The 18,908-nt window shown below is 43.8% G+C and carries 15 protein-coding genes, 1 other RNA gene and 1 pseudogene; 15 read left to right on the top strand and 2 right to left on the bottom strand.

The annotated features are described in order from the left end of the window. The first annotated feature begins 134 nt into the window (after positions 1–134). From TV75_RS08370 to TV75_RS08320, 12 genes are all read left to right on the top strand, one after another. Positions 135–1,154 (top strand): sugar-binding transcriptional regulator, encoded by a 1,020-nt coding sequence (locus TV75_RS08370; RefSeq protein ID WP_044338276.1) that lies wholly within the window; start codon positions 135–137, stop codon positions 1,152–1,154. Positions 1,155–1,210: 56 nt separating this feature from the next. Beyond that, positions 1,211–2,218: a type I glyceraldehyde-3-phosphate dehydrogenase gene (gene gap, locus TV75_RS08365; RefSeq protein ID WP_044338275.1), complete on the top strand. Its 1,008-nt coding sequence runs from the start codon at positions 1,211–1,213 to the stop codon at positions 2,216–2,218. 182 nt (positions 2,219–2,400) lie between these two features. Beyond that, positions 2,401–3,585, top strand: a complete 1,185-nt coding sequence (locus TV75_RS08360) for a phosphoglycerate kinase (protein ID WP_044338274.1) — start codon at positions 2,401–2,403, stop codon at positions 3,583–3,585. 63 nt (positions 3,586–3,648) lie between these two features. Next, positions 3,649–4,413 carry a triose-phosphate isomerase gene (tpiA, locus tag TV75_RS08355; protein WP_044338273.1) on the top strand — a complete coding sequence of 255 codons (765 nt, stop codon included), beginning with the start codon at positions 3,649–3,651 and terminating at the stop codon, positions 4,411–4,413. Next, positions 4,406–5,941: a 2,3-bisphosphoglycerate-independent phosphoglycerate mutase gene (gene gpmI / locus TV75_RS08350; RefSeq protein ID WP_044338272.1), complete on the top strand. Its 1,536-nt coding sequence runs from the start codon at positions 4,406–4,408 to the stop codon at positions 5,939–5,941. Before tpiA ends, gpmI begins: the two co-directional genes overlap by 8 nt. Positions 5,942–5,954: 13 nt before the next feature. Beyond that, on the top strand, positions 5,955–7,247 hold the full coding sequence (gene eno, locus TV75_RS08345; RefSeq protein WP_044338271.1) for a phosphopyruvate hydratase: 1,293 nt from the start codon (positions 5,955–5,957) through the stop codon (positions 7,245–7,247). A gap of 158 nt (positions 7,248–7,405) precedes the next feature. Beyond that, complete coding sequence (gene secG, locus TV75_RS08340) at positions 7,406–7,633, top strand: preprotein translocase subunit SecG (RefSeq protein WP_044338270.1); 228 nt, start codon at positions 7,406–7,408, stop codon at positions 7,631–7,633. A gap of 363 nt (positions 7,634–7,996) precedes the next feature. Beyond that, positions 7,997–8,743 carry an alpha/beta hydrolase gene (locus tag TV75_RS08335; protein ID WP_044338269.1) on the top strand — a complete coding sequence of 249 codons (747 nt, stop codon included), beginning with the start codon at positions 7,997–7,999 and terminating at the stop codon, positions 8,741–8,743. Positions 8,744–8,770: 27 nt separating this feature from the next. Further along, a complete protein-coding gene (rnr, locus tag TV75_RS08330; protein WP_044338268.1) occupies positions 8,771–11,116 on the top strand; it encodes a ribonuclease R in 2,346 nt (781 codons plus the stop codon). Positions 11,117–11,235: 119 nt separating this feature from the next. Then, positions 11,236–11,706, top strand: coding sequence for an SsrA-binding protein SmpB (gene smpB / locus TV75_RS08325; RefSeq protein WP_044338267.1), 471 nt, complete (start codon positions 11,236–11,238; stop codon positions 11,704–11,706). A gap of 150 nt (positions 11,707–11,856) precedes the next feature. Further along, positions 11,857–12,220, top strand: a transfer-messenger RNA (tmRNA) gene (gene ssrA, locus TV75_RS21455). A 353-nt stretch (positions 12,221–12,573) separates the two neighbouring features. After that, entirely contained in the window at positions 12,574–14,073 is a 1,500-nt protein-coding gene (locus TV75_RS08320; RefSeq protein WP_437176707.1) for an MATE family efflux transporter, read from the top strand. A gap of 140 nt (positions 14,074–14,213) precedes the next feature. Here TV75_RS08320 and TV75_RS08315 read toward each other — a convergent pair whose 3' ends face one another. Together TV75_RS08315 and TV75_RS22305 are read right to left on the bottom strand one after the other, a co-directional pair. Beyond that, the gene (locus TV75_RS08315; protein ID WP_044338497.1) at positions 14,214–15,134 is read right to left on the bottom strand and encodes a F510_1955 family glycosylhydrolase; all 921 of its coding nucleotides are present in this window, start codon (positions 15,132–15,134) and stop codon (positions 14,214–14,216) included. Between the two features lie 20 nt (positions 15,135–15,154). Continuing rightward, positions 15,155–15,270 (bottom strand): annotated as a pseudogene (locus TV75_RS22305) (response regulator transcription factor); the annotation flags it as partial. A 462-nt stretch (positions 15,271–15,732) separates the two neighbouring features. Here TV75_RS22305 and TV75_RS08310 point away from each other — a divergent pair. The 3 genes from TV75_RS08310 to TV75_RS08300 are packed head-to-tail and all read left to right on the top strand — an operon-like array spanning position 15,733 to position 18,908. Continuing rightward, positions 15,733–16,194 (top strand): CopY/TcrY family copper transport repressor, encoded by a 462-nt coding sequence (locus TV75_RS08310; protein ID WP_156142356.1) that lies wholly within the window; start codon positions 15,733–15,735, stop codon positions 16,192–16,194. Between the two features lie 23 nt (positions 16,195–16,217). Then, the gene (locus tag TV75_RS08305; RefSeq protein ID WP_044338265.1) at positions 16,218–16,433 is read left to right on the top strand and encodes a heavy-metal-associated domain-containing protein; all 216 of its coding nucleotides are present in this window, start codon (positions 16,218–16,220) and stop codon (positions 16,431–16,433) included. Between the two features lie 18 nt (positions 16,434–16,451). Then, positions 16,452–18,908 carry a heavy metal translocating P-type ATPase gene (locus TV75_RS08300; protein WP_044338264.1) on the top strand — a complete coding sequence of 819 codons (2,457 nt, stop codon included), beginning with the start codon at positions 16,452–16,454 and terminating at the stop codon, positions 18,906–18,908.

Below are 18,908 nucleotides of genomic sequence, written 5' to 3'. Positions count from 1 at the left end.
ACGATTCATACCCTGATAAAATAAACTTTGAAAGCAGGGATGAATTTTTTTGGAGGTAGTGGGACATAATATGTCTAGGTGGGACTTTTATAGTCCATCATATCCACGCACTTCATTTGAAGGAGCTTTTATCTATGGAATCTTTAATTGACATACAAAAGCGATTATTACCTGACCTGCTTGAAGTTATGCAAAAAAGGCATCAAATTCTTCGTTCCATCCGGTTCATGCAGCCTGTCGGACGCAGAAGTCTTGCTCAGAACATGGGCCTGACCGAACGTGTACTGAGAAGCGAAGTGGAGTTCCTTAACAACCAAGATCTCATTGATATCAAGACCTCTGGCATGATCATGACGGAGGATGGTATTCAGCTTTTGGAGAACCTGGAAAGCATGATGAGAGAGGTTTCTGGAATCAACGTAATGGAGCGGGAATTAAAATCTTTACTTAATCTTCATGAAATTGTAATCGTTCCTGGGAATAGTGATGAGTCTCCTTGGGTAAAAGAAGAATTAGGGCGTGCATCAGCTTCTAGTATGAAACGTCGCCTGAAAGGAAATACTATCATCGCTGTGACTGGAGGTTCGACGATGGCAGCCGTGGCAGAAAGGCTGACACCTGATTTCTCTGAAGAAACCTTGTTTGTTCCTGCTCGGGGTGGAATCGGGGAAGATGTTAAAAACCAGGCTAACACCATATGTGCCAAGATGGCTGAGCATACGAGAACGCGACATCGTGTTTTGTATGTGCCGGATCAGGTTAGTAAAGAGGTATACAAGTCCTTCTTGAAAGAACCGATGATCAAAGAAGTTTTGAATTTGATCAAATCGGCTAACATGGTTCTCCATGGGATTGGAGATGCTATCACAATGGCTGAAAGACGAAAGACCACTGATGAAGACTTTGAGAAGATCACAGATGGTCATGCTGTCGGTGAGGCATTTGGTTATTATTTTAACGAAGCGGGTGAAGTGGTACATAAGGTGCCAACGATCGGCCTGCAATTAGAAGATTTAAGTCACATCGAAAGCGTCATTGCCGTCGCTGGCGGCAACTCGAAAGCGAAAGCGATTCGGGCGTATATGAAGAGTGCCCCACCGAAAACCGTGCTCATCACGGATGAGGGAGCAGCAAGAGAGCTTTTAAAAGGGTAAGCCCTTTTGAAATATAAAAAAAATCATCCTTAACTATCTAAAGGAGGAAATTATTCATGGCAACAAAAATTGGTATTAACGGATTTGGACGTATCGGACGTAATGTATTCCGTGCTGCACTTAAAAATAACGACGTAGAGGTAGTGGCAGTTAATGACTTAACTGATGCAAACATGCTTGCTCACCTTTTACAATATGATACAGTTCACGGAACTCTTCAAGAGAAAGTAACTGTTGACGGTGACTACCTTGTAGTCGGCGGTAAAAAAGTAAAGGTACTCGCTGAGCGCGATCCTGCTCAACTTGGTTGGGGAGATCTTGGTGTAGATATCGTTGTTGAATCTACTGGACGTTTCACAAAGCGTGCTGACGCTGCGAAACACATCGAAGCTGGTGCGAAGAAAGTCATCATCTCTGCTCCTGCATCTGATGAAGATATCACAGTGGTTATGGGTGTTAACGAAGATAAATACGACGCGGCTAGCCACGATGTTATCTCTAACGCATCTTGTACAACGAACTGCTTAGCGCCATTCGCGAAAGTTCTTAACGATAAATTCGGAATCAAGCGTGGAATGATGACAACAATCCACTCTTACACAAACGACCAACAAATCTTAGACTTACCACATAAAGATTACCGTCGTGCACGTGCAGCTGCTGAGAACATGATTCCAACAACTACTGGTGCTGCGAAGGCTGTATCTCTAGTTCTTCCTGAGCTTAAAGGGAAACTGAACGGTGGAGCGGTTCGTGTTCCAACTCCAAACGTTTCTCTAGTAGACTTGGTTGCTGAACTTGATAAGAACGTAACGGCTGAAGATGTGAATGCAGCTCTTAAAGAAGCTGCTGAAGGCGATCTTAAAGGAATCCTTGCTTACAGCGAAGAGCCTTTAGTATCAACTGACTACAACGGTAGCCCGGCTTCTTCTACAATCGATGCACTTTCTACAATGGTTCTAGAAGACAACATGGTAAAAGTGATCTCTTGGTACGATAACGAGAGCGGATACTCTAACCGTGTAGTAGACCTAGCTGGTTATATCGCTTCAAAAGGACTTTAATCCATAAAGTTTTGTAAATTGACATCATTAGCATGGTGATTGATGGATAAATTTTGTCCCACCATCTATAATGAAGATGTGATGAAGGGGAGCGGGGAAGATTCCCCTCTCCCTTTTCTTATTGCTATTTCTATTTTTTTGAAAAAGATGTAGAAACTGAAAACTAAAGGAGGCCTTTTACGATGAACAAAAAGTCGATTAAAGATGTCGATGTAAGAGGGAAACGCGTATTTTGCCGTGTGGACTTCAACGTCCCGATGTCAGAAGGCAAGATCACAGATGAAACCCGTATTCAAGCTGCTCTCCCTACAATCAAGTACTTAGTAGATGGCGGAGCGAAGGTCATTCTGGCTAGTCACTTAGGCCGTCCGAAAGGTGAAGTGGTGGAAGAGCTGCGTTTAACACCTGTGGCTGAACGACTTTCCGAACTTCTTGGGAAAAACGTAGCCAAAGCAGATGAAGCGTATGGTGAAGCTGTTCAATCAAAGATCGGCGACATGTCTGAAGGTGACGTTCTTGTACTGGAAAACGTTCGCTTCTACCCTGGAGAAACGAAGAATGATCCTGAGCTTGCGAAAGAATTCGCAGCCCTTGCAGACCTTTATGTGAACGATGCATTCGGTGCTGCCCACCGTGCGCATGCTTCAACTGAAGGAGTGGCAAAGCACCTTCCGGCTGTAGCAGGCCTTCTGATGGAGAAAGAGCTGGATGTATTAGGAAAGGCCCTGTCCAACCCTGAACGCCCATTCACAGCCATCGTCGGTGGAGCAAAAGTAAAAGACAAAATCGGTGTCATTGACAACCTATTAGACAAAGTGGACAACCTGATCATTGGTGGAGGACTTGCTTACACATTCGTGAAAGCCCAAGGCCATGAGGTAGGAAAATCCCTTCTTGAAGAAGATAAAATTGACTTAGCCAAGCAATTCATGAAAAAAGCAGAAGATAAAGGTGTTAAATTCCTTATGCCTGTTGATGTAGTCGTTGCTGATGACTTCTCAAATGATGCAAATACGAAGGAAGTGGATATCGACTCGATTCCTTCTGATTGGGAAGCACTTGATATCGGACCTAAGACTAGAGCGTTATTCCAGGATACGATCAAAAGCTCTAAGCTTGTTATCTGGAACGGACCGATGGGTGTATTCGAATTAGAAACATTTGCAAACGGAACGAAAGCCGTAGCGGAGGCGTTAGCCGATGCAACAGATACATATTCTGTTATCGGTGGCGGTGACTCGGCAGCAGCCGTTGAGAAATTCGGTTATGCTGACAAGATGAGTCATATTTCTACAGGTGGTGGAGCATCACTCGAATTCATGGAAGGAAAAGAACTTCCTGGAGTAGTGGCTCTTAACGATAAATAATCGCTTCATCAAAGACCAACAATTTTGCTGAAACGATTTAAAAGAACAGAAAGGATGAGTACAATGCGTAAACCGATTATTGCAGGTAACTGGAAAATGAACAAAACGCTTGGAGAAGCTAAATCCTTTACTGAAGAAGTAAAAGGACTTGTACCTGATCAAGAAGTGGTTGATTCTGTCATTTGTTCACCAGCCCTATTTTTAGAAAGCCTGGTCCATTTAACAAAGGATTCAAAAGTGGCAATTGGTGCTCAAAACATGCACTTTGAAGAAAACGGAGCGTTCACGGGAGAAGTGAGTCCTGTAGCCCTTACTGACTTAGGCGTACAATATGTCATCCTTGGACACTCTGAGCGTCGTGAAATGTTCAATGAAACAGACGAGTCTGTGAATCAGAAGACACTTGCTGCTTTCAAACATGGATTAACGCCGATCGTTTGTGTAGGTGAAACATTAGAGCAACGTGAAAATAATGAAACAAAAGAACTTGTTGGTAACCAAGTGAAAAAAGCACTTGCCGGCCTATCGGCAGATCAAGTGAAACATACTGTCATTGCTTATGAACCAATTTGGGCAATCGGAACAGGTAAATCATCTACAGCGGAAGATGCGAACGAAGTATGTGCTCATATCCGTCAAGTGGTTTCAGGAGAATTTTCTCAAGAAGCAGCAGACGCAGTGAGAATTCAATACGGCGGTAGCGTAAAACCTGGCAACATCAAAGAATACATGGCCCAATCGGATATCGATGGAGCCCTTGTGGGTGGAGCAAGCCTTGAACCACAAAGCTTCTTGCAGCTTTTAGAAGGGGCAAGCACACATGAGTAAGTCACCAGTAGCGTTAATCATCTTAGATGGTTTTGCTTGCCGTAATACAAAAGAAGGAAACGCTGTTGCCCAAGCGAACAAGCCGAACTTTGATCGTTTGTGGAATCAGTACCCTCATAATCAATTAACTGCAAGTGGCGAAGCGGTAGGACTACCTGAAGGACAAATGGGGAACTCCGAAGTGGGTCACTTAAATATTGGTGCCGGACGTATCGTGTACCAAAGCTTAACACGTGTGAATTTAGCGATTCGTGAAGGTGAATTTGAAACCAATGCCACTTTCCTGGATGCGATCAACCATGCGAAAGCAAAAGGAACGAATCTTCATATCTTTGGACTTCTTTCTGATGGAGGGGTCCATAGTCACATTGAACATCTTTATGCTCTTCTTGGTTTAGCAGCAAAAGAAGGCATTAAAAATGTATATGTTCATGCTTTCCTTGATGGACGTGACGTTGGGCCGCAAACAGCGAAAGGATACATCCAGGATGCTGAAGCCAAAATGAAAGAAATCGGCGTGGGTCAATTTGCGACGATTTCTGGTCGTTACTATTCCATGGACCGTGACAAGCGCTGGGAACGTGTAGAAAAATCTTACCGTGCCATGGTGTACGGTGAAGGCCCAAGCTATCATGATCCGATGGAACTTGTGAACGATTCTTACGAAAATGGAATCTACGATGAATTCGTCATTCCATCTGTTATGACAAAAGAAAACGGAGAGCCGGTAGCAACAATCAAAGACGAGGATGCTGTCATCTTTTACAACTTCCGTCCGGACCGTGCCATCCAAATCTCAAATACATTTGCGAATGCAGACTTCCGTTCATTTGAGCGTGGAGAAAAGCATCCGAAGAACCTTCACTTTGTCTGCTTAACACGATTCAGTGAAACAGTTGATGGATTTGTTGCATTCAAACCGACAAATCTTGATAATACTTTAGGGGAAGTTCTTTCTCAAAACGGACTGAAACAATTGCGTATCGCCGAGACGGAGAAGTATCCTCATGTCACCTTCTTTATGAGCGGTGGCCGTGAAGATGAATTCCCGGGAGAAAAACGAATTCTCATCGATTCTCCTAAAGTGGCAACGTATGACTTAAAGCCTGAAATGAGTGCCTATGAAGTAACGGATGCTTTACTTGAAGAAATTCGTGAAGACCGTCAGGATGCAATTATCCTGAACTTCGCAAACCCGGATATGGTTGGACACTCAGGAATGCTTGAGCCAACGATCAAAGCCGTGGAAACAGTGGATGAGTGTCTAGGGAAAATCATTGACCTCATCACTGAAAAAGGTGGAACGGCCATCATCACAGCGGACCACGGGAATGCAGATGAAGTTCTGACCGAAGAGGGCAACCCTATGACGGCACACACAACGAACCCGGTCCCTGTCATCGTTACGAAAGAAGGAATCGAACTTCGTGACGGAGGAATACTGGGAGACCTTGCTCCAACCATGCTAGATTTGTTAAATGTCAATCAACCAGCTGAAATGACTGGAAAATCATTAATTAAAAAATAAGGAGAGATTTTATATGCCATTTATTACAGACGTATACGCTCGTGAAGTATTGGATTCACGCGGTAACCCAACAATCGAAGTAGAAGTTTACACACAATCAGGTGCTTTCGGACGCGCACTAGTTCCATCTGGAGCTTCAACAGGTGAATACGAAGCAGTTGAACTTCGTGACGGTGAAAAAGGCCGCTACCTTGGTAAAGGGGTACAAAAAGCAGTCGATAACGTAAACAACGAAATCGCTGAAGAACTGATCGGTTATGACATCACTGAGCAAGTAGCAATCGACCAGGCAATGATCGCTCTTGACGGTACAGAAAACAAAGGTAAACTGGGTGCGAATGCTATCCTTGGTGTATCCATGGCTGTAGCTCGTGCAGCTGCTGACTTCTTCGGAGTGGAATTATATCAATACCTTGGTGGATTCAACGCGAAGCAGCTTCCAGTGCCAATGATGAACATCGTTAACGGTGGAGAGCACGCTGACAACAACGTAGACATCCAGGAATTCATGATCATGCCTGTAGGAGCTTCTACATTTAAAGAAGGCCTGCGCATGGGTACTGAAATCTTCCACAGCCTGAAATCAGTTCTTAAAGGTAAAGGCTACAACACTGCAGTAGGTGACGAAGGTGGATTCGCTCCAAACCTTAAGTCAAACGAAGAAGCACTTTCTACAATTATTGAAGCAATCGAAAAAGCTGGTTACAAGCCAGGAGAAGAAGTTCTTCTTGCTATGGACGTTGCAGCATCTGAAATCTACAACAAAGAAGACGGTAAATACCATCTTTCTGGAGAAGGCGTTGTTCGTTCATCTGCAGAAATGGTTGATTGGTATGAAGAAATGTGTAACAAATATCCAATCGTTTCAATCGAAGACGGTCTTGACGAAAACGACTGGGATGGTTTCAAACTTCTGACTGAGCGTATCGGTAAGAAAGTTCAACTAGTTGGGGATGACTTATTCGTTACAAACACGACTAAGCTTTCTCAAGGTATCGAGCAGGGTATCGGTAACTCAATCCTGATCAAAGTGAACCAAATCGGTACACTGACTGAAACATTCGATGCAATCGAAATGGCGAAGCGCGCTGGTTACACAGCAGTCATCTCTCACCGTTCTGGTGAAACAGAAGACAGCACAATTGCTGACATCGCAGTAGCAACAAACGCTGGTCAAATCAAAACGGGTGCTCCATCACGTACAGACCGCGTAGCGAAATACAACCAACTTCTTCGCATCGAAGATCAATTGGCTCACACAGCTCAATATCTTGGAGCGAAAACATTCTATAACGTTAATCGCTAATAAGTGATTTAAAAGCAGTCTTGTCATACGACAGGGCTGCTTTTTAAATTGATCCCTAACCAACTCTTTCCACAATTCAAACAATATTACCTTGTCCACTGCATAATCCCTATGGTAAACTAGTAGTAATGTTATGTTCGTATCAGGAGGTGGGACTCATGCACACAATACTCGTCACTTTACTTATTATCGTATCAATCGCACTTATTGCCATTGTATTACTTCAGTCAGGTAAAAGTGCTGGACTTTCAGGGGCCATCTCTGGTGGTGCAGAACAACTTTTCGGAAAACAAAAAGCTCGTGGTATCGACTTAGTACTACACAGAATCACGATCGTATTATCGGTACTATTCTTCGTACTAACCATTGCCATCGTAGCTATCTAATACGTACAAAAACCTGATCATTAAGGTCAGGTTTTTTTATTTATCATGCAAGTGGTATAGCTGAGTTATCCCTCTATGCATGAAAAGAAACTTAGTTTTCAAGCGAAATATTGGATTGTCTGACCAATGTTTGCTAAAAATAGAGAAGAAGAGTGGTTTAAACGATCGTTTAACTGAACGAAGCCTGTGAAATCAAGCTTTCCAGCTACTAATCAAACGTTTGTTTAATAAAAAAACCACTAAAATCTGATTACATAAAGAAATCATTTAAACAACCGTTTAACATGCTGAGGACCTTGAAACCAAGGTTTTTAACAACTAATCAAACGTTTGTTTAAAATGAGATAAAAGGAGTTAATAGTCATGAAAACCGCATTACCAAAACCATTCACTTTTGAAGCAGGTCCCCGTGCCGTACTATTGCTTCACGGATTCACCGGAAATTCCGCCGATGTACGAATGCTTGGACGTTATTTAGAAAAGAAAGGATATTCTTCCCACGCCCCTCACTATAAAGGACATGGTGTTCCCCCTGAAGAACTGGTCCACACGGGTCCAGAAGATTGGTGGAAGGACGTCATGGACGGATACGAACATTTAAAGAGCAAAGGGTACGAAGAGATTGCCGTCGCGGGCCTTTCCCTCGGAGGGGTATTTTCTCTTAAATTAGGTTACACTGTACCTGTAAAGGGTATTGTCCCTATGTGTGCGCCAATGTATATAAAAAGTGAAGACGTGATGTATAAAGGGGTAGTGGAATACGCCCGTGAATTTAAGAAATTTGAAGGAAAACCGGAAGAACAAATTGAAAAAGAAATAGAAGAGTTCAAGAAAACGCCGATGAATACATTGAAGGCCCTGCAGGAGTTGATTGCAGATGTGCGTGAAAACGTGGATATGATCTATTCACCGACGTTTGTAGTACAGGCAAGGCATGACCATATGATCAATACAGATTCTGCGAATATCATCTATGACAACGTGGAGTCGGATGAGAAAGATATCAAGTGGTACGAAGAGTCCGGTCATGTCATTACATTGGATAAAGAAAAAGAACAGCTTCATGAAGACGTCTACGGTTTCTTAGAGAAATTGGACTGGACGGTTTGATGAATTCGATGATCAGGAGGGATTGTCATGGACGAAAATATTAAAGAGCATGTGGATAGGCTCCTTTCCTACATGAAGGAAGAAGCATACAAGCCATTGACGGTACAGGAGCTTGAAGAAGCATTCGGAATAGAAGGGTCCACGAACTTCAAGGATTTCGTAAAAGCTCTTGTCGTAATGGAAGAGAAAGGGTTGGTCGTTCGCACTAGAAGCAACCGCTATGGCCTGCCCGACAAAATGAATCTGGTAAGAGGGAAAGTATCCGCTCATGCAAAAGGATTTGCGTTTGTGATACCGGAAGAATCAGGTATGGACGATATCTTCATCCCTCCTAATGAAACGAATAACGCCATGCATGGTGATATTGTGTTAGTAAGAGTGTCTACTTCTTCTTCAGGTTCCCGCAGAGAAGGAACCGTCGTGAGAATCGTAGAGCGCGGTGTCGACCAAATGGTTGGTACGTTTACGGAAAGTAAACATTTCGGATTCGTCATTCCGGATGATAAGAAGTTTGCGAGTGATATCTTTATCCCGAAATCTGCTCAAATGGGTGCAACGGAAGGACATAAAGTAGTCGTAAAATTAACTTCCTATCCTGAAGGGCGCAAGAGTGCAGAGGGTGAAGTCATTGAAATCCTGGGTCACAAAAATGATCCGGGAGTCGATATTCTTTCGATCATCCATAAACATGGAATTGACGTTGAGTTTCCTGAAGAAGTCATGGATCAGGCGAATAATGTGCCAAGTGAAATAGACGAATCAGAAATTCCCAACCGAAAAGACCTGCGGGATCAGACAATCGTCACCATCGATGGTGCTGATGCCAAGGATCTTGATGATGCCGTAACGGTAACAAAGCTTGATAATGGAAACTATAAGCTTGGGGTACATATTGCGGACGTAACGTACTATGTAAAAGAAAGCTCTCCGATTGATCAGGAAGCTTTTGATAGAGGTACGTCTGTATACTTGGTAGACCGGGTCATCCCAATGATCCCTCACCGATTATCGAATGGTATCTGCTCACTTAATCCCAAGGTCGATCGATTAACTTTATCCTGTGATATGGAAATTTCACCTGATGGCGATGTCGTGAAACACGAAATCTTCCAAAGCGTCATAAAAACGACAGAACGAATGACGTATTCAGATGTAAACAAAATCCTTGTCGATAAAGATGAAGAACTTCGTAAAAAATACGAGCCTTTGGTACCGATGTTCGAGGAAATGGAAGATTTGGCACAGGTTCTTCGTACGAAACGCATGAAGCGTGGAGCCATCGACTTCGATTTTAAAGAAGCGAAAGTGCTTGTCAATGAAGAAGGAGAACCGACGGATGTGGTGCTTCGTGAACGTTCGGTCGCAGAAAAGCTGATCGAAGAGTTCATGCTGGTGGCAAATGAAACGGTTGCCGAACATTTCCACTGGATGGAAGTGCCCTTCATCTATCGTATCCATGAAGATCCCAAAGAAGATAAGCTTCAGCGTTTTTTCGAGTTCATTACCAATTTCGGTTTAATCGTAAAAGGAACAGCCAATTCCATCCATCCTCGTGCCCTTCAGGAGATTGTCGAAGACGTACAGGGTGAACCTGAGGAAATGGTTGTATCAACGATGATGCTTCGTTCCATGCAGCAGGCGAAATATGACCCTGAAAGTCTGGGCCACTTCGGACTGGCGACAGAGTTCTACACTCATTTCACATCACCGATCCGTCGTTATCCTGACTTGATTGTCCACCGTTTGATCAGAACCTATTTGATCGAAGGAAAACTTGATCAGGCAACCCGTGAAAAATGGGGCGCTCAAATGGGCCACATCGCTGAGCACACATCAAGTCGTGAGCGTCGTGCAGTGGATGCAGAGCGTGAAACCGATGAACTGAAAAAAGCAGAATACATGGAAGACAAAGTGGGAGAGGAATACGACGGTATCATCAGTTCCGTTACGAACTTCGGACTGTTTGTCGAATTACCTAACACGATTGAAGGTCTTGTTCATGTGAGTTATATGACCGATGACTACTACCGGTTTGATGAACGTCATCTCGCCATGATCGGTGAAAGAACGGCAAACGTATTCCGAATTGGAGATGAGATCACTGTTCGTGTCGTGAGCGTCAATAAGGATGAGCGTTCCATCGACTTTGAAATCGTAGGCATGAAGAACAATCGTAAGGAGCGCGAAGACCGTGTCCGCTCATTCAGAACAGACAAAGGGAAATCTTCAGACCGCTCTAAATCGAATCGATCCTCAAACCGTAAAAAAGACGGAGAGTGGTCAACGCGTCCACCGAAAAACAACAAGAAGAAAAAGACGAATAAGAAACATTTTGAAAACGCGCCTCGAAGCAAACGTAAAAAGAAGAAATAAAGGTTCAGGAGCATGGGATATCCTTTGCTCCTCTTCTTTTCCAAGTGTTTCGGTACAATTTTTCCTGGAGTTATGAGATAATAAACAGTAAACGCTAGAAAGAAAAAGAGGGGATTCCAATGCCAAAGGGAGAAGGCAAGCTCATTGCCCAAAATAAGAAAGCCCGTCATGACTATGCCGTAGAAGAAACATATGAGGCGGGTCTAGTACTGCAAGGGACCGAAATTAAAGCGATCCGGGGCGGCCGCGTGAATTTGAAGGATTCCTTTGCCCGTGTTCAAAATGGAGAGATTTTCGTTCACAATATGCATATCAGTCCTTATGAACAGGGAAATCGATTTAATCACGAACCTCTCAGAACACGTAAGCTGCTGCTGCATAAAAAGCAAATCAATAAATTAATCGGTGATTCGAAGGAAGCAGGATATAGTATCGTTCCATTAAAGCTATACATCAAAAATGGTGTAGCTAAGCTTCTGATCGGCCTTGCCCGTGGTAAGAAGAAGTATGATAAACGTGAAGATTTAAAACGAAAAGAAGCCAACCGCTCTATCCAAAGAGAACTGGCTCAGCGCCAAAAAGGAATGTAACTATACAGATTTCCGGAATCTGGCATTTGCAATTATCTCAGGATTTGTTATACTAGTAGATGTCGCGAGGTAATCTTGTGGCTGTAAGAACAATTGAATAAGTGACTTACACGCTGAACTTATTCTTTCCCGTTCTTCCCTTTCTATCATGGGGACGTTACGGATTCGACAGGGATAGTTCGAGCTTAGGTTGCGAGCCGTGGGGATCGTCCACGATAAAACGTCAAAGCCAATAATAACTGGCAAAACTAACAATAACTTAGCTTTAGCTGCGTAATAGCGCTTTAGCTGTTCCTCCCTCCATCGCCTATGTGGTAGGGTAAGGGACTCACTCTTAGTAGGCTACGCCGGAGTCCACCGTCTGAGGACAAAGGAAGAGACTAATCAGACTAGCTGCACGGACGCCCGTCGATAGGCAGAAGCTGCAGTGAACTTGCGAATATATCGACTACGCTCGTAGACGCTTAAGTGGCGATGTTTCTGGACGTGGGTTCGATTCCCACCGTCTCCACCAAATACATATTTGGTGGTTTTTATTTTATAAAATCATAAGAGGATCCCTGTATGTATCCTCTTTGTAATACAAGTGTAAGTGTAACCATGTTTTTGCTTATTAGCATAAACATGGTTTTTTTAGTTCATTATTAGTGAGAAGGAATTATCTTTAAATATTAATTTGAAAAACTCTTCCTCAAAAGTTACCTTTTGTTTTAAATGATCTGGACTGTACTTTCCGTTTAAAACCGTTACCCGATGGACTTAGGCATGGGAATGTCTATAGGGGACAAACCAAACTAAAATATTGAATCTTCAAGAGGGCGCTCATCATTAAATATGAGCGTCTTTTTGTTTGCATAATTTCTTCATATTTTTCGGGAAAGATATAGATGTCGTATAGAAAGATGCTGGGAGGGACGGACACTGACAACACATATTAAAGGGGAAAATGTTAATGAAGCAGATACTACTGGAAAAAAGGTAAAGCTGATTCTTCTACTCGCACTGCCCGCAGTCGTGGAGAACTTTTTTCAGACTATTTTAGGTTTTGTAGATACGTACTTTGTATCTAAGTTGGGATTAATACAAGTTTCGGCTGTAGGGGTAACAAACGCTATACTTGCCATCTATTTTGCACTATTCATGGCACTTGGCGTAGCTGCTAATGTATATATTGCTAACTTTATAGGTGCCCAAAAAATAGAGAAAGCCCGACATATTGCTCAACAATCGATCATTGTTACGATAGTAATTGGTCTAATCACAGGAATCATTACCATCTTCTTTGCAGAGCCATTGCTTAAATTAATGGGGATTGATAATAATGTACTGGATGCGGGGGTGACATATTTTAGGATCGTTGCGATCCCATCTGTATTTATGGCGCTTATGTTCGTTTTGAGTGCCATTCTCAGGGGGGCGGGAGACACAAAGTCACCGATGAAAACGAGTATTGTCATCAACATAGTGAATGCGGTACTGGATTATGTGTTAATCTTTGGGTTTTGGTTTATACCTGAAATGGGGATAATCGGAGCAGCAAGTGCGACTGTCCTTGCCCGTGTTCTGGGAACCTTTATCCTATTCGGTTTTATTCAAAAAAATACTTCATTAACGTTCAAAAAAGAGTATTGGAAAGTAGATTCTGTTCATCTAAAAGAACTGTTCATCCTAGGGACTCCCGCAGCAGGAGAGCGATTGATCATGAGGGCAGGTCAAATTGTTTACTTTGGATTTGTTGTCGCTCTTGGGACAAATGTATTCGCAGCCCATCAGATTGCAGGTAATATCGAAGTCTTTTCTTACATGATCGGGTTTGGATTTGCCACAGCAGCAACGATTCTGGTTGGTCAACAGGTGGGAGCCGGAAGATTTGATGATGCGAAAACATATGCAAAATTGTGTATGTATTTAGCGATAGGAAGTATGACGGTCTTCGGGATATTACTATTTAGCTTAGGCGGATCGGCTGGCAGTTTATTTACAGAAGACAAAGCAGTGATTGAGAACATCGGAACAGCATTGAAGGTCTCAGGAGTGTTTCAGCCATTTCTAGCGGTTGTCCTTATTTTAACAGGTGCATTTCAAGGAGCGAATAATACGAAATTTCCGATGTACTTAACTGGAATCGGTATGTGGGCTATCCGAACGTTACTTGTTTATGTGTTAGGTGTGCAGTTGGAGTGGGGGCTGCTTGGTGTCTGGATAGCCATAGGCCTGGATATTGCTTTTCGAGCCGTCGTACTAACCGTACAATTTCATCGTGACAAGTGGATTGTGGTGAAAGTAGAGCCGGAAGAAGATCCAGAATCTCATTGCCATCCTCAAACGACGAAGGAAAGTATGTCAGGCTGTGTGAATAACTACTAAAAAAGATGGAGCCATCTTTCGCTCCTCACTGCCAGAAATATGCTGATGGATGCTTCAATTATGCAGAAGAGTGTAAGAGAATCGCATAAATAAAAAGGAGTGGAAACCATTCGAATGGTCTCCACGCCCTTTGAAATATCCTACTTTGTAACCTTTCCTTCATCCACAACTTCATCCCATGTCTCCCCATTATTAGTCGTTTGGTAGATATCATTGTTATAGGTCACGACCGTCCACTCATCAGAGCGTTCAGGGTTAGATGAGATATACATGATCGGATTGTCTTGAGATAGTTCTGGAGTAGGGGAGGGTTGAATTTTGTTTGAGTCAAGATCCAGCTTATATAATTGTATCTTTCCTTCTACAATACTGGAGAAAAGCCCTGCCTTTTCAGTTAAGTAGATGCTGGTTGTCGTTTGAGTGTTCTCCACCTTTGTAAAGGAGTCTCCGCCATCTTGTGATACAAATACCCCATCCTTACTGGAGATGGCCAGCATCTCTTTCTTTGAAGGGTGAACCGCAATATTTCCGATTGAAGTAGAGTCAAACCCATTCATATCGGCCTTTTCCCAATTTCCCCCCTCATTCATGGAGCGGTAAAGCCCTGTATCCATCTCCGAATTGGGCTCTTGGTTAATCGCATAAATGGCCCTGGACTGGTAACCTGCACCGAGATAATGAAAGTCGGTTTCGCCGTAGAATGCCAACTTGTCCAATGACTTGCCGCCATCTGTACTTTTGACCAAACCCAGGGGGTTTTTTAGTTTTGACCCTTCTTCCGGGTGCCCGCTGGAATAAAACCCGTCTTTATACGGCTGGAAACCCATATAATCGTGTTTATTGCTATTGGTTTCGTACCAGGTGGAATCTTTGTATTTCATTAGCCCATCATGAGTAGCAATCACCAATTCTCCTTTATTATTTGGATATCCGATTCCGTGGATGTGGTCGATGGTCGTATCTTCCGATTTGACGTAGGAATATTCCTCATCTGATGCAGAGCAGCCAGATACCATGATGCCTAATAAAGATACTAGAAAAAATGTTTTGATCTGTTTCATTGTTTCTCCTGCTTTCTTCATTAAATTTTCCACTGATCCCCGATTCCCCATATGGTTTTCAAATGGTGTTCGATCGGGAATGCGGCCTTTTCTATTTATCCCTCAGATTTCTGATGTGGGAGTCGAAGAATTGGTCGCCAGAAATGTATGATTTTCATTACCAGTGTAACGGGAAAATATGAAAAATGTGTGCATAATGACTGATTTGACGGGGCAGAATCAAGACAGGATTTAGTTTTTGTATATGTCACGAAAATATCACACTTATCCCTATGTTCTCTATAGATTCATTCAGCAGAAGAAATGGACGTCTACAGGGTGGACCTCACTCCACCCACAGGAGGAGTCACAGAAAGCGAATTATCACCAGTTACATAATAAAAAAGAGATGGCCTTGGGTTCATCTCTTTTTTATTACGGTCAACAGGTAAATACGTTTATAGAATTTAACAAGTGGTACAGAATAAAAATGTTATCTAGTCGTCAAATAACCGCCCATTTTTAAAAAAACAAAACAAATCAGTTGACCAAAAACGATTACAGTTGTAAACTATAAATGTAAATCGATTACAAATGTAAACGAATAGGGGGGATATCATTGCCCGAAGAAGAAAAACCGGAAATCACGGATTCTGAATGGGAAGTCATGAGAGTCGTCTGGACGCTCAAGGAAGTGACCAGTAAGGAAATAAGCGCCGTTCTGCGGGAAAAGAAAGAGTGGAAGCCGGCAACGACGAAAACCTTTATTGGGCGTCTGGTCAAAAAAGGAATGCTGACAACCGAGAAAATCGGCAACCGGTTCATCTACAGGGCAGGTGTCAGTGAGGAGGAAAGCCTTAAAACACTGAAGTCAGGATTATTCACTCATATATGCAGCAGGGCAGTCGGCAAAACGATTGCCGATTTGATTGAAGAAGCAACGCTGAGTCATGATGACATTGCCTTGCTCCAACAAGTTCTACAAACGAAGAAAAAGGATGCTGTTGATGAGATCGCATGCAATTGCGTACCCGGACAGTGTACATGCAAGAAAGATCCCGGTATGAAATGCCATCATTAAAAAAATCGAGGAGTGTTTTAACAATGGAAAAAACTTTATTGAACGTATCTGGAATGACATGTGGAAATTGTGTGAAAAAGGTAGAAACGGTCCTGAATGGTCTGGATGGAGTGGAAAAAGCAAAAGTGGATCTCGAAAATGGAGCCGCAAAGGTGAAGTATGATGAATCGAAGCAATCTCCTGAGAGCTTGAGTAAAGCCGTTTCCGATGCGGGATATGCAACACAACCAAGTAAATAATAAAAGGTGGTTGGCACAATGACGGACAAAACAGTAAGCATCGAAGGGATGACCTGTGCCTCATGTTCCCAGGCCGTTGAGAAAGCAACAAAGAAATTACCTGGTGTTCAACAAGCAAGCGTAAACCTTGCAACGGAGAAACTGAATATTACCTATGATGAAAACGAACTCTCACTTGAAGACATTAAGAAAGCCGTGGATGACGCAGGCTATAAAGCGGTCACCGATATGGAAAAGAAGACATTCAGTGTGACAGGCATGACCTGTGCATCCTGTGTGCAATCCGTGGAAAAGGCCACAAGAAAGCTTGATGGAGTCAAAGAATCGAATGTCAATATGGCGACAGAGAAAATGGTCATAGAGTATGATCCTTCCGTCGTCACCGTGTCCGATATCAAGGAAGCGGTCTCAGATGCCGGGTACGAAGCGCATGAGGACGCTGACGCAGAAGATACAGTGGACGAAGACAGGGATAAGAAAGAGCAGCACATCAAGACGATGTGGAAACGCTTCTGGGTTTCAGCCGTCTTCACAGTGCCCCTGCTGCTGGTTTCCATGGGGCATATGTTCGGGATGCCTCTACCCGAGGCCATCGATCCGATGATGAACCCGTCTGGATTTGCCTTACTTCAACTGGTTCTCACCGTTCCCGTCATGATGATGGGGAGACCTTTCTTTAGCGTAGGGTTTAAGACACTTGTCAAACGACATCCCAACATGGATTCACTGGTTGCATTGGGGACCGGGGCGGCCTTCTTTTACAGCTTATTCGCTACCATCATGATCATAGCAGGCAGTGAAGGGTATGCGGGTAACCTCTATTTCGAATCGGCAGCCGTCATCCTCACCCTCATTACACTGGGGAAATATTTTGAGGCTCTTTCGAAGGGGAAAACATCTGAAGCCATCAAGAAGCTGATGGGGCTCGCCCCTAAAACAGCGACTGTCGTAAGAGATGGAGAAGAAGTCGAGATTTCGGTGGAAGAAGTGGCAGTCGGAGACATCATCATCGTAAAGCCTGGTGAAAAAATCCCAGTCGATGGAGTGGTGATTGAAGGAAAGACCTCTGTCGATGAAGCGATGCTGACAGGGGAGAGTATCCCTGTTGAGAAAACGAGTGGCTCGAGCGTCATCGGTGCAAGCATTAATAAAAATGGCACCATCCGATACGAGGCAACCAAAGTCGGGAAGGATACGGCATTATCGCAAATCATCAAGCTGGTCGAAGAGGCTCAGGGTTCAAAAGCCCCGATCGCCAAAATGGCGGATATCATTTCTGGTTATTTTGTTCCTATCGTCATCGTTCTTGCCATTCTTTCCGGTCTCGCCTGGTATATAGCAGGGGAATCAGGCCTTTTCGCCTTTACGATCGCGATTTCGATTCTCGTCATCGCCTGTCCTTGTGCGCTGGGACTCGCGACACCAACGGCGATTATGGTCGGTACAGGAAAAGGTGCGGAAAATGGCGTGTTGATTAAAAGCGGCGGAGCCCTTGAAACGACACATAAAATCCAAACCATCGTATTCGATAAAACCGGCACCATCACAGAAGGAAAGCCGGTGGTGACGGATATCGTCACGTCAGAATCCATTTCAGAAGAAGAACTCCTCATTCTTGCTGCTTCAGCTGAAAAAGGATCTGAGCATCCTCTTGGAGAAGCGATTGTCCGGGAGGCAGAGGAAAGAGGACTTTCCCTCCGCAAGACTGACTTTTTTGATGCCATTACGGGCCAGGGAATCGAAGTGACGGTAGACGGAGACGATCTGTTGCTCGGAAACCGCAAGCTGATGGATGAAAATGGAGTCGAAGTCGGTGAATTGGCAGAAGTATCGGACCGGCTCGCTGCCGAGGGTAAAACACCGATGTACATCGCCATCGAAGAGGAAATCGCAGGCATCATTGCAGTGGCCGATACGGTGAAAGAAACAAGCGTTAGAGCGATTGAAAAGCTTCACAGAATGGGTCTCCAAGTGGCAATGATCACGGGAGACAATAAGCGGACCGCGGAAGCCATTGCGAGAGAAGTCGGAATTGACCGCGTGCTGAGTGAAGTACTGCCTGAAGACAAAGCCAATGAAGTCAAGAAGCTTCAGGAAGAGGGCAGGAAAGTGGCGATGGTCGGAGACGGAATAAACGATGCACCCGCCCTTGCGCAAGCTGATATCGGGATTGCCATCGGCTCCGGTACAGATGTGGCGATGGAGTCAGCGGACATCGTTCTGATGAGAAGTGACCTCATGGACGTACCGACAGCCGTCGAACTAAGTAAAGCGACCATAAAGAACATCAAACAGAACCTTTTCTGGGCGTTTGGTTATAATATCCTAGGTATTCCAATTGCGATGGGAATCCTGTATCTGTTCGGAGGCCCCTTACTAAATCCTATGATCGCAGGAGCAGCGATGAGCTTCAGCTCCGTATCCGTGTTGCTGAACGCCCTTCGCCTGAAAGGCTTCAAACCATCAGGAGTTTAG

Origin of the sequence: Rossellomorea aquimaris, from assembly GCF_000935355.1 — a bacterium.
In the GTDB taxonomy this organism is placed as follows: domain Bacteria; phylum Bacillota; class Bacilli; order Bacillales; family Bacillaceae_B; genus Rossellomorea; species Rossellomorea aquimaris_B.
This window is presented reverse-complemented; position numbering and strand designations above follow the sequence as displayed.

Bases quoted from the DNA above. Each gene is read 5' to 3' on its own strand.
- TV75_RS08370 (WP_044338276.1), top strand. From the start codon at position 135: ATGGAATCTTTAATTGACATACAAAAGCGATTATTACCTGACCTGCTT.
- gap (WP_044338275.1), top strand. From the start codon at position 1,211: ATGGCAACAAAAATTGGTATTAACGGATTTGGACGTATCGGACGTAAT.
- TV75_RS08360 (WP_044338274.1), top strand. From the start codon at position 2,401: ATGAACAAAAAGTCGATTAAAGATGTCGATGTAAGAGGGAAACGCGTA.
- tpiA (WP_044338273.1), top strand. From the start codon at position 3,649: ATGCGTAAACCGATTATTGCAGGTAACTGGAAAATGAACAAAACGCTT.
- gpmI (WP_044338272.1), top strand. From the start codon at position 4,406: ATGAGTAAGTCACCAGTAGCGTTAATCATCTTAGATGGTTTTGCTTGC.
- eno (WP_044338271.1), top strand. From the start codon at position 5,955: ATGCCATTTATTACAGACGTATACGCTCGTGAAGTATTGGATTCACGC.
- secG (WP_044338270.1), top strand. From the start codon at position 7,406: ATGCACACAATACTCGTCACTTTACTTATTATCGTATCAATCGCACTT.
- TV75_RS08335 (WP_044338269.1), top strand. From the start codon at position 7,997: ATGAAAACCGCATTACCAAAACCATTCACTTTTGAAGCAGGTCCCCGT.
- rnr (WP_044338268.1), top strand. From the start codon at position 8,771: ATGGACGAAAATATTAAAGAGCATGTGGATAGGCTCCTTTCCTACATG.
- smpB (WP_044338267.1), top strand. From the start codon at position 11,236: ATGCCAAAGGGAGAAGGCAAGCTCATTGCCCAAAATAAGAAAGCCCGT.
- TV75_RS08315 (WP_044338497.1), bottom strand. From the start codon at position 15,134: ATGAAACAGATCAAAACATTTTTTCTAGTATCTTTATTAGGCATCATG.
- TV75_RS08305 (WP_044338265.1), top strand. From the start codon at position 16,218: ATGGAAAAAACTTTATTGAACGTATCTGGAATGACATGTGGAAATTGT.
- TV75_RS08300 (WP_044338264.1), top strand. From the start codon at position 16,452: ATGACGGACAAAACAGTAAGCATCGAAGGGATGACCTGTGCCTCATGT.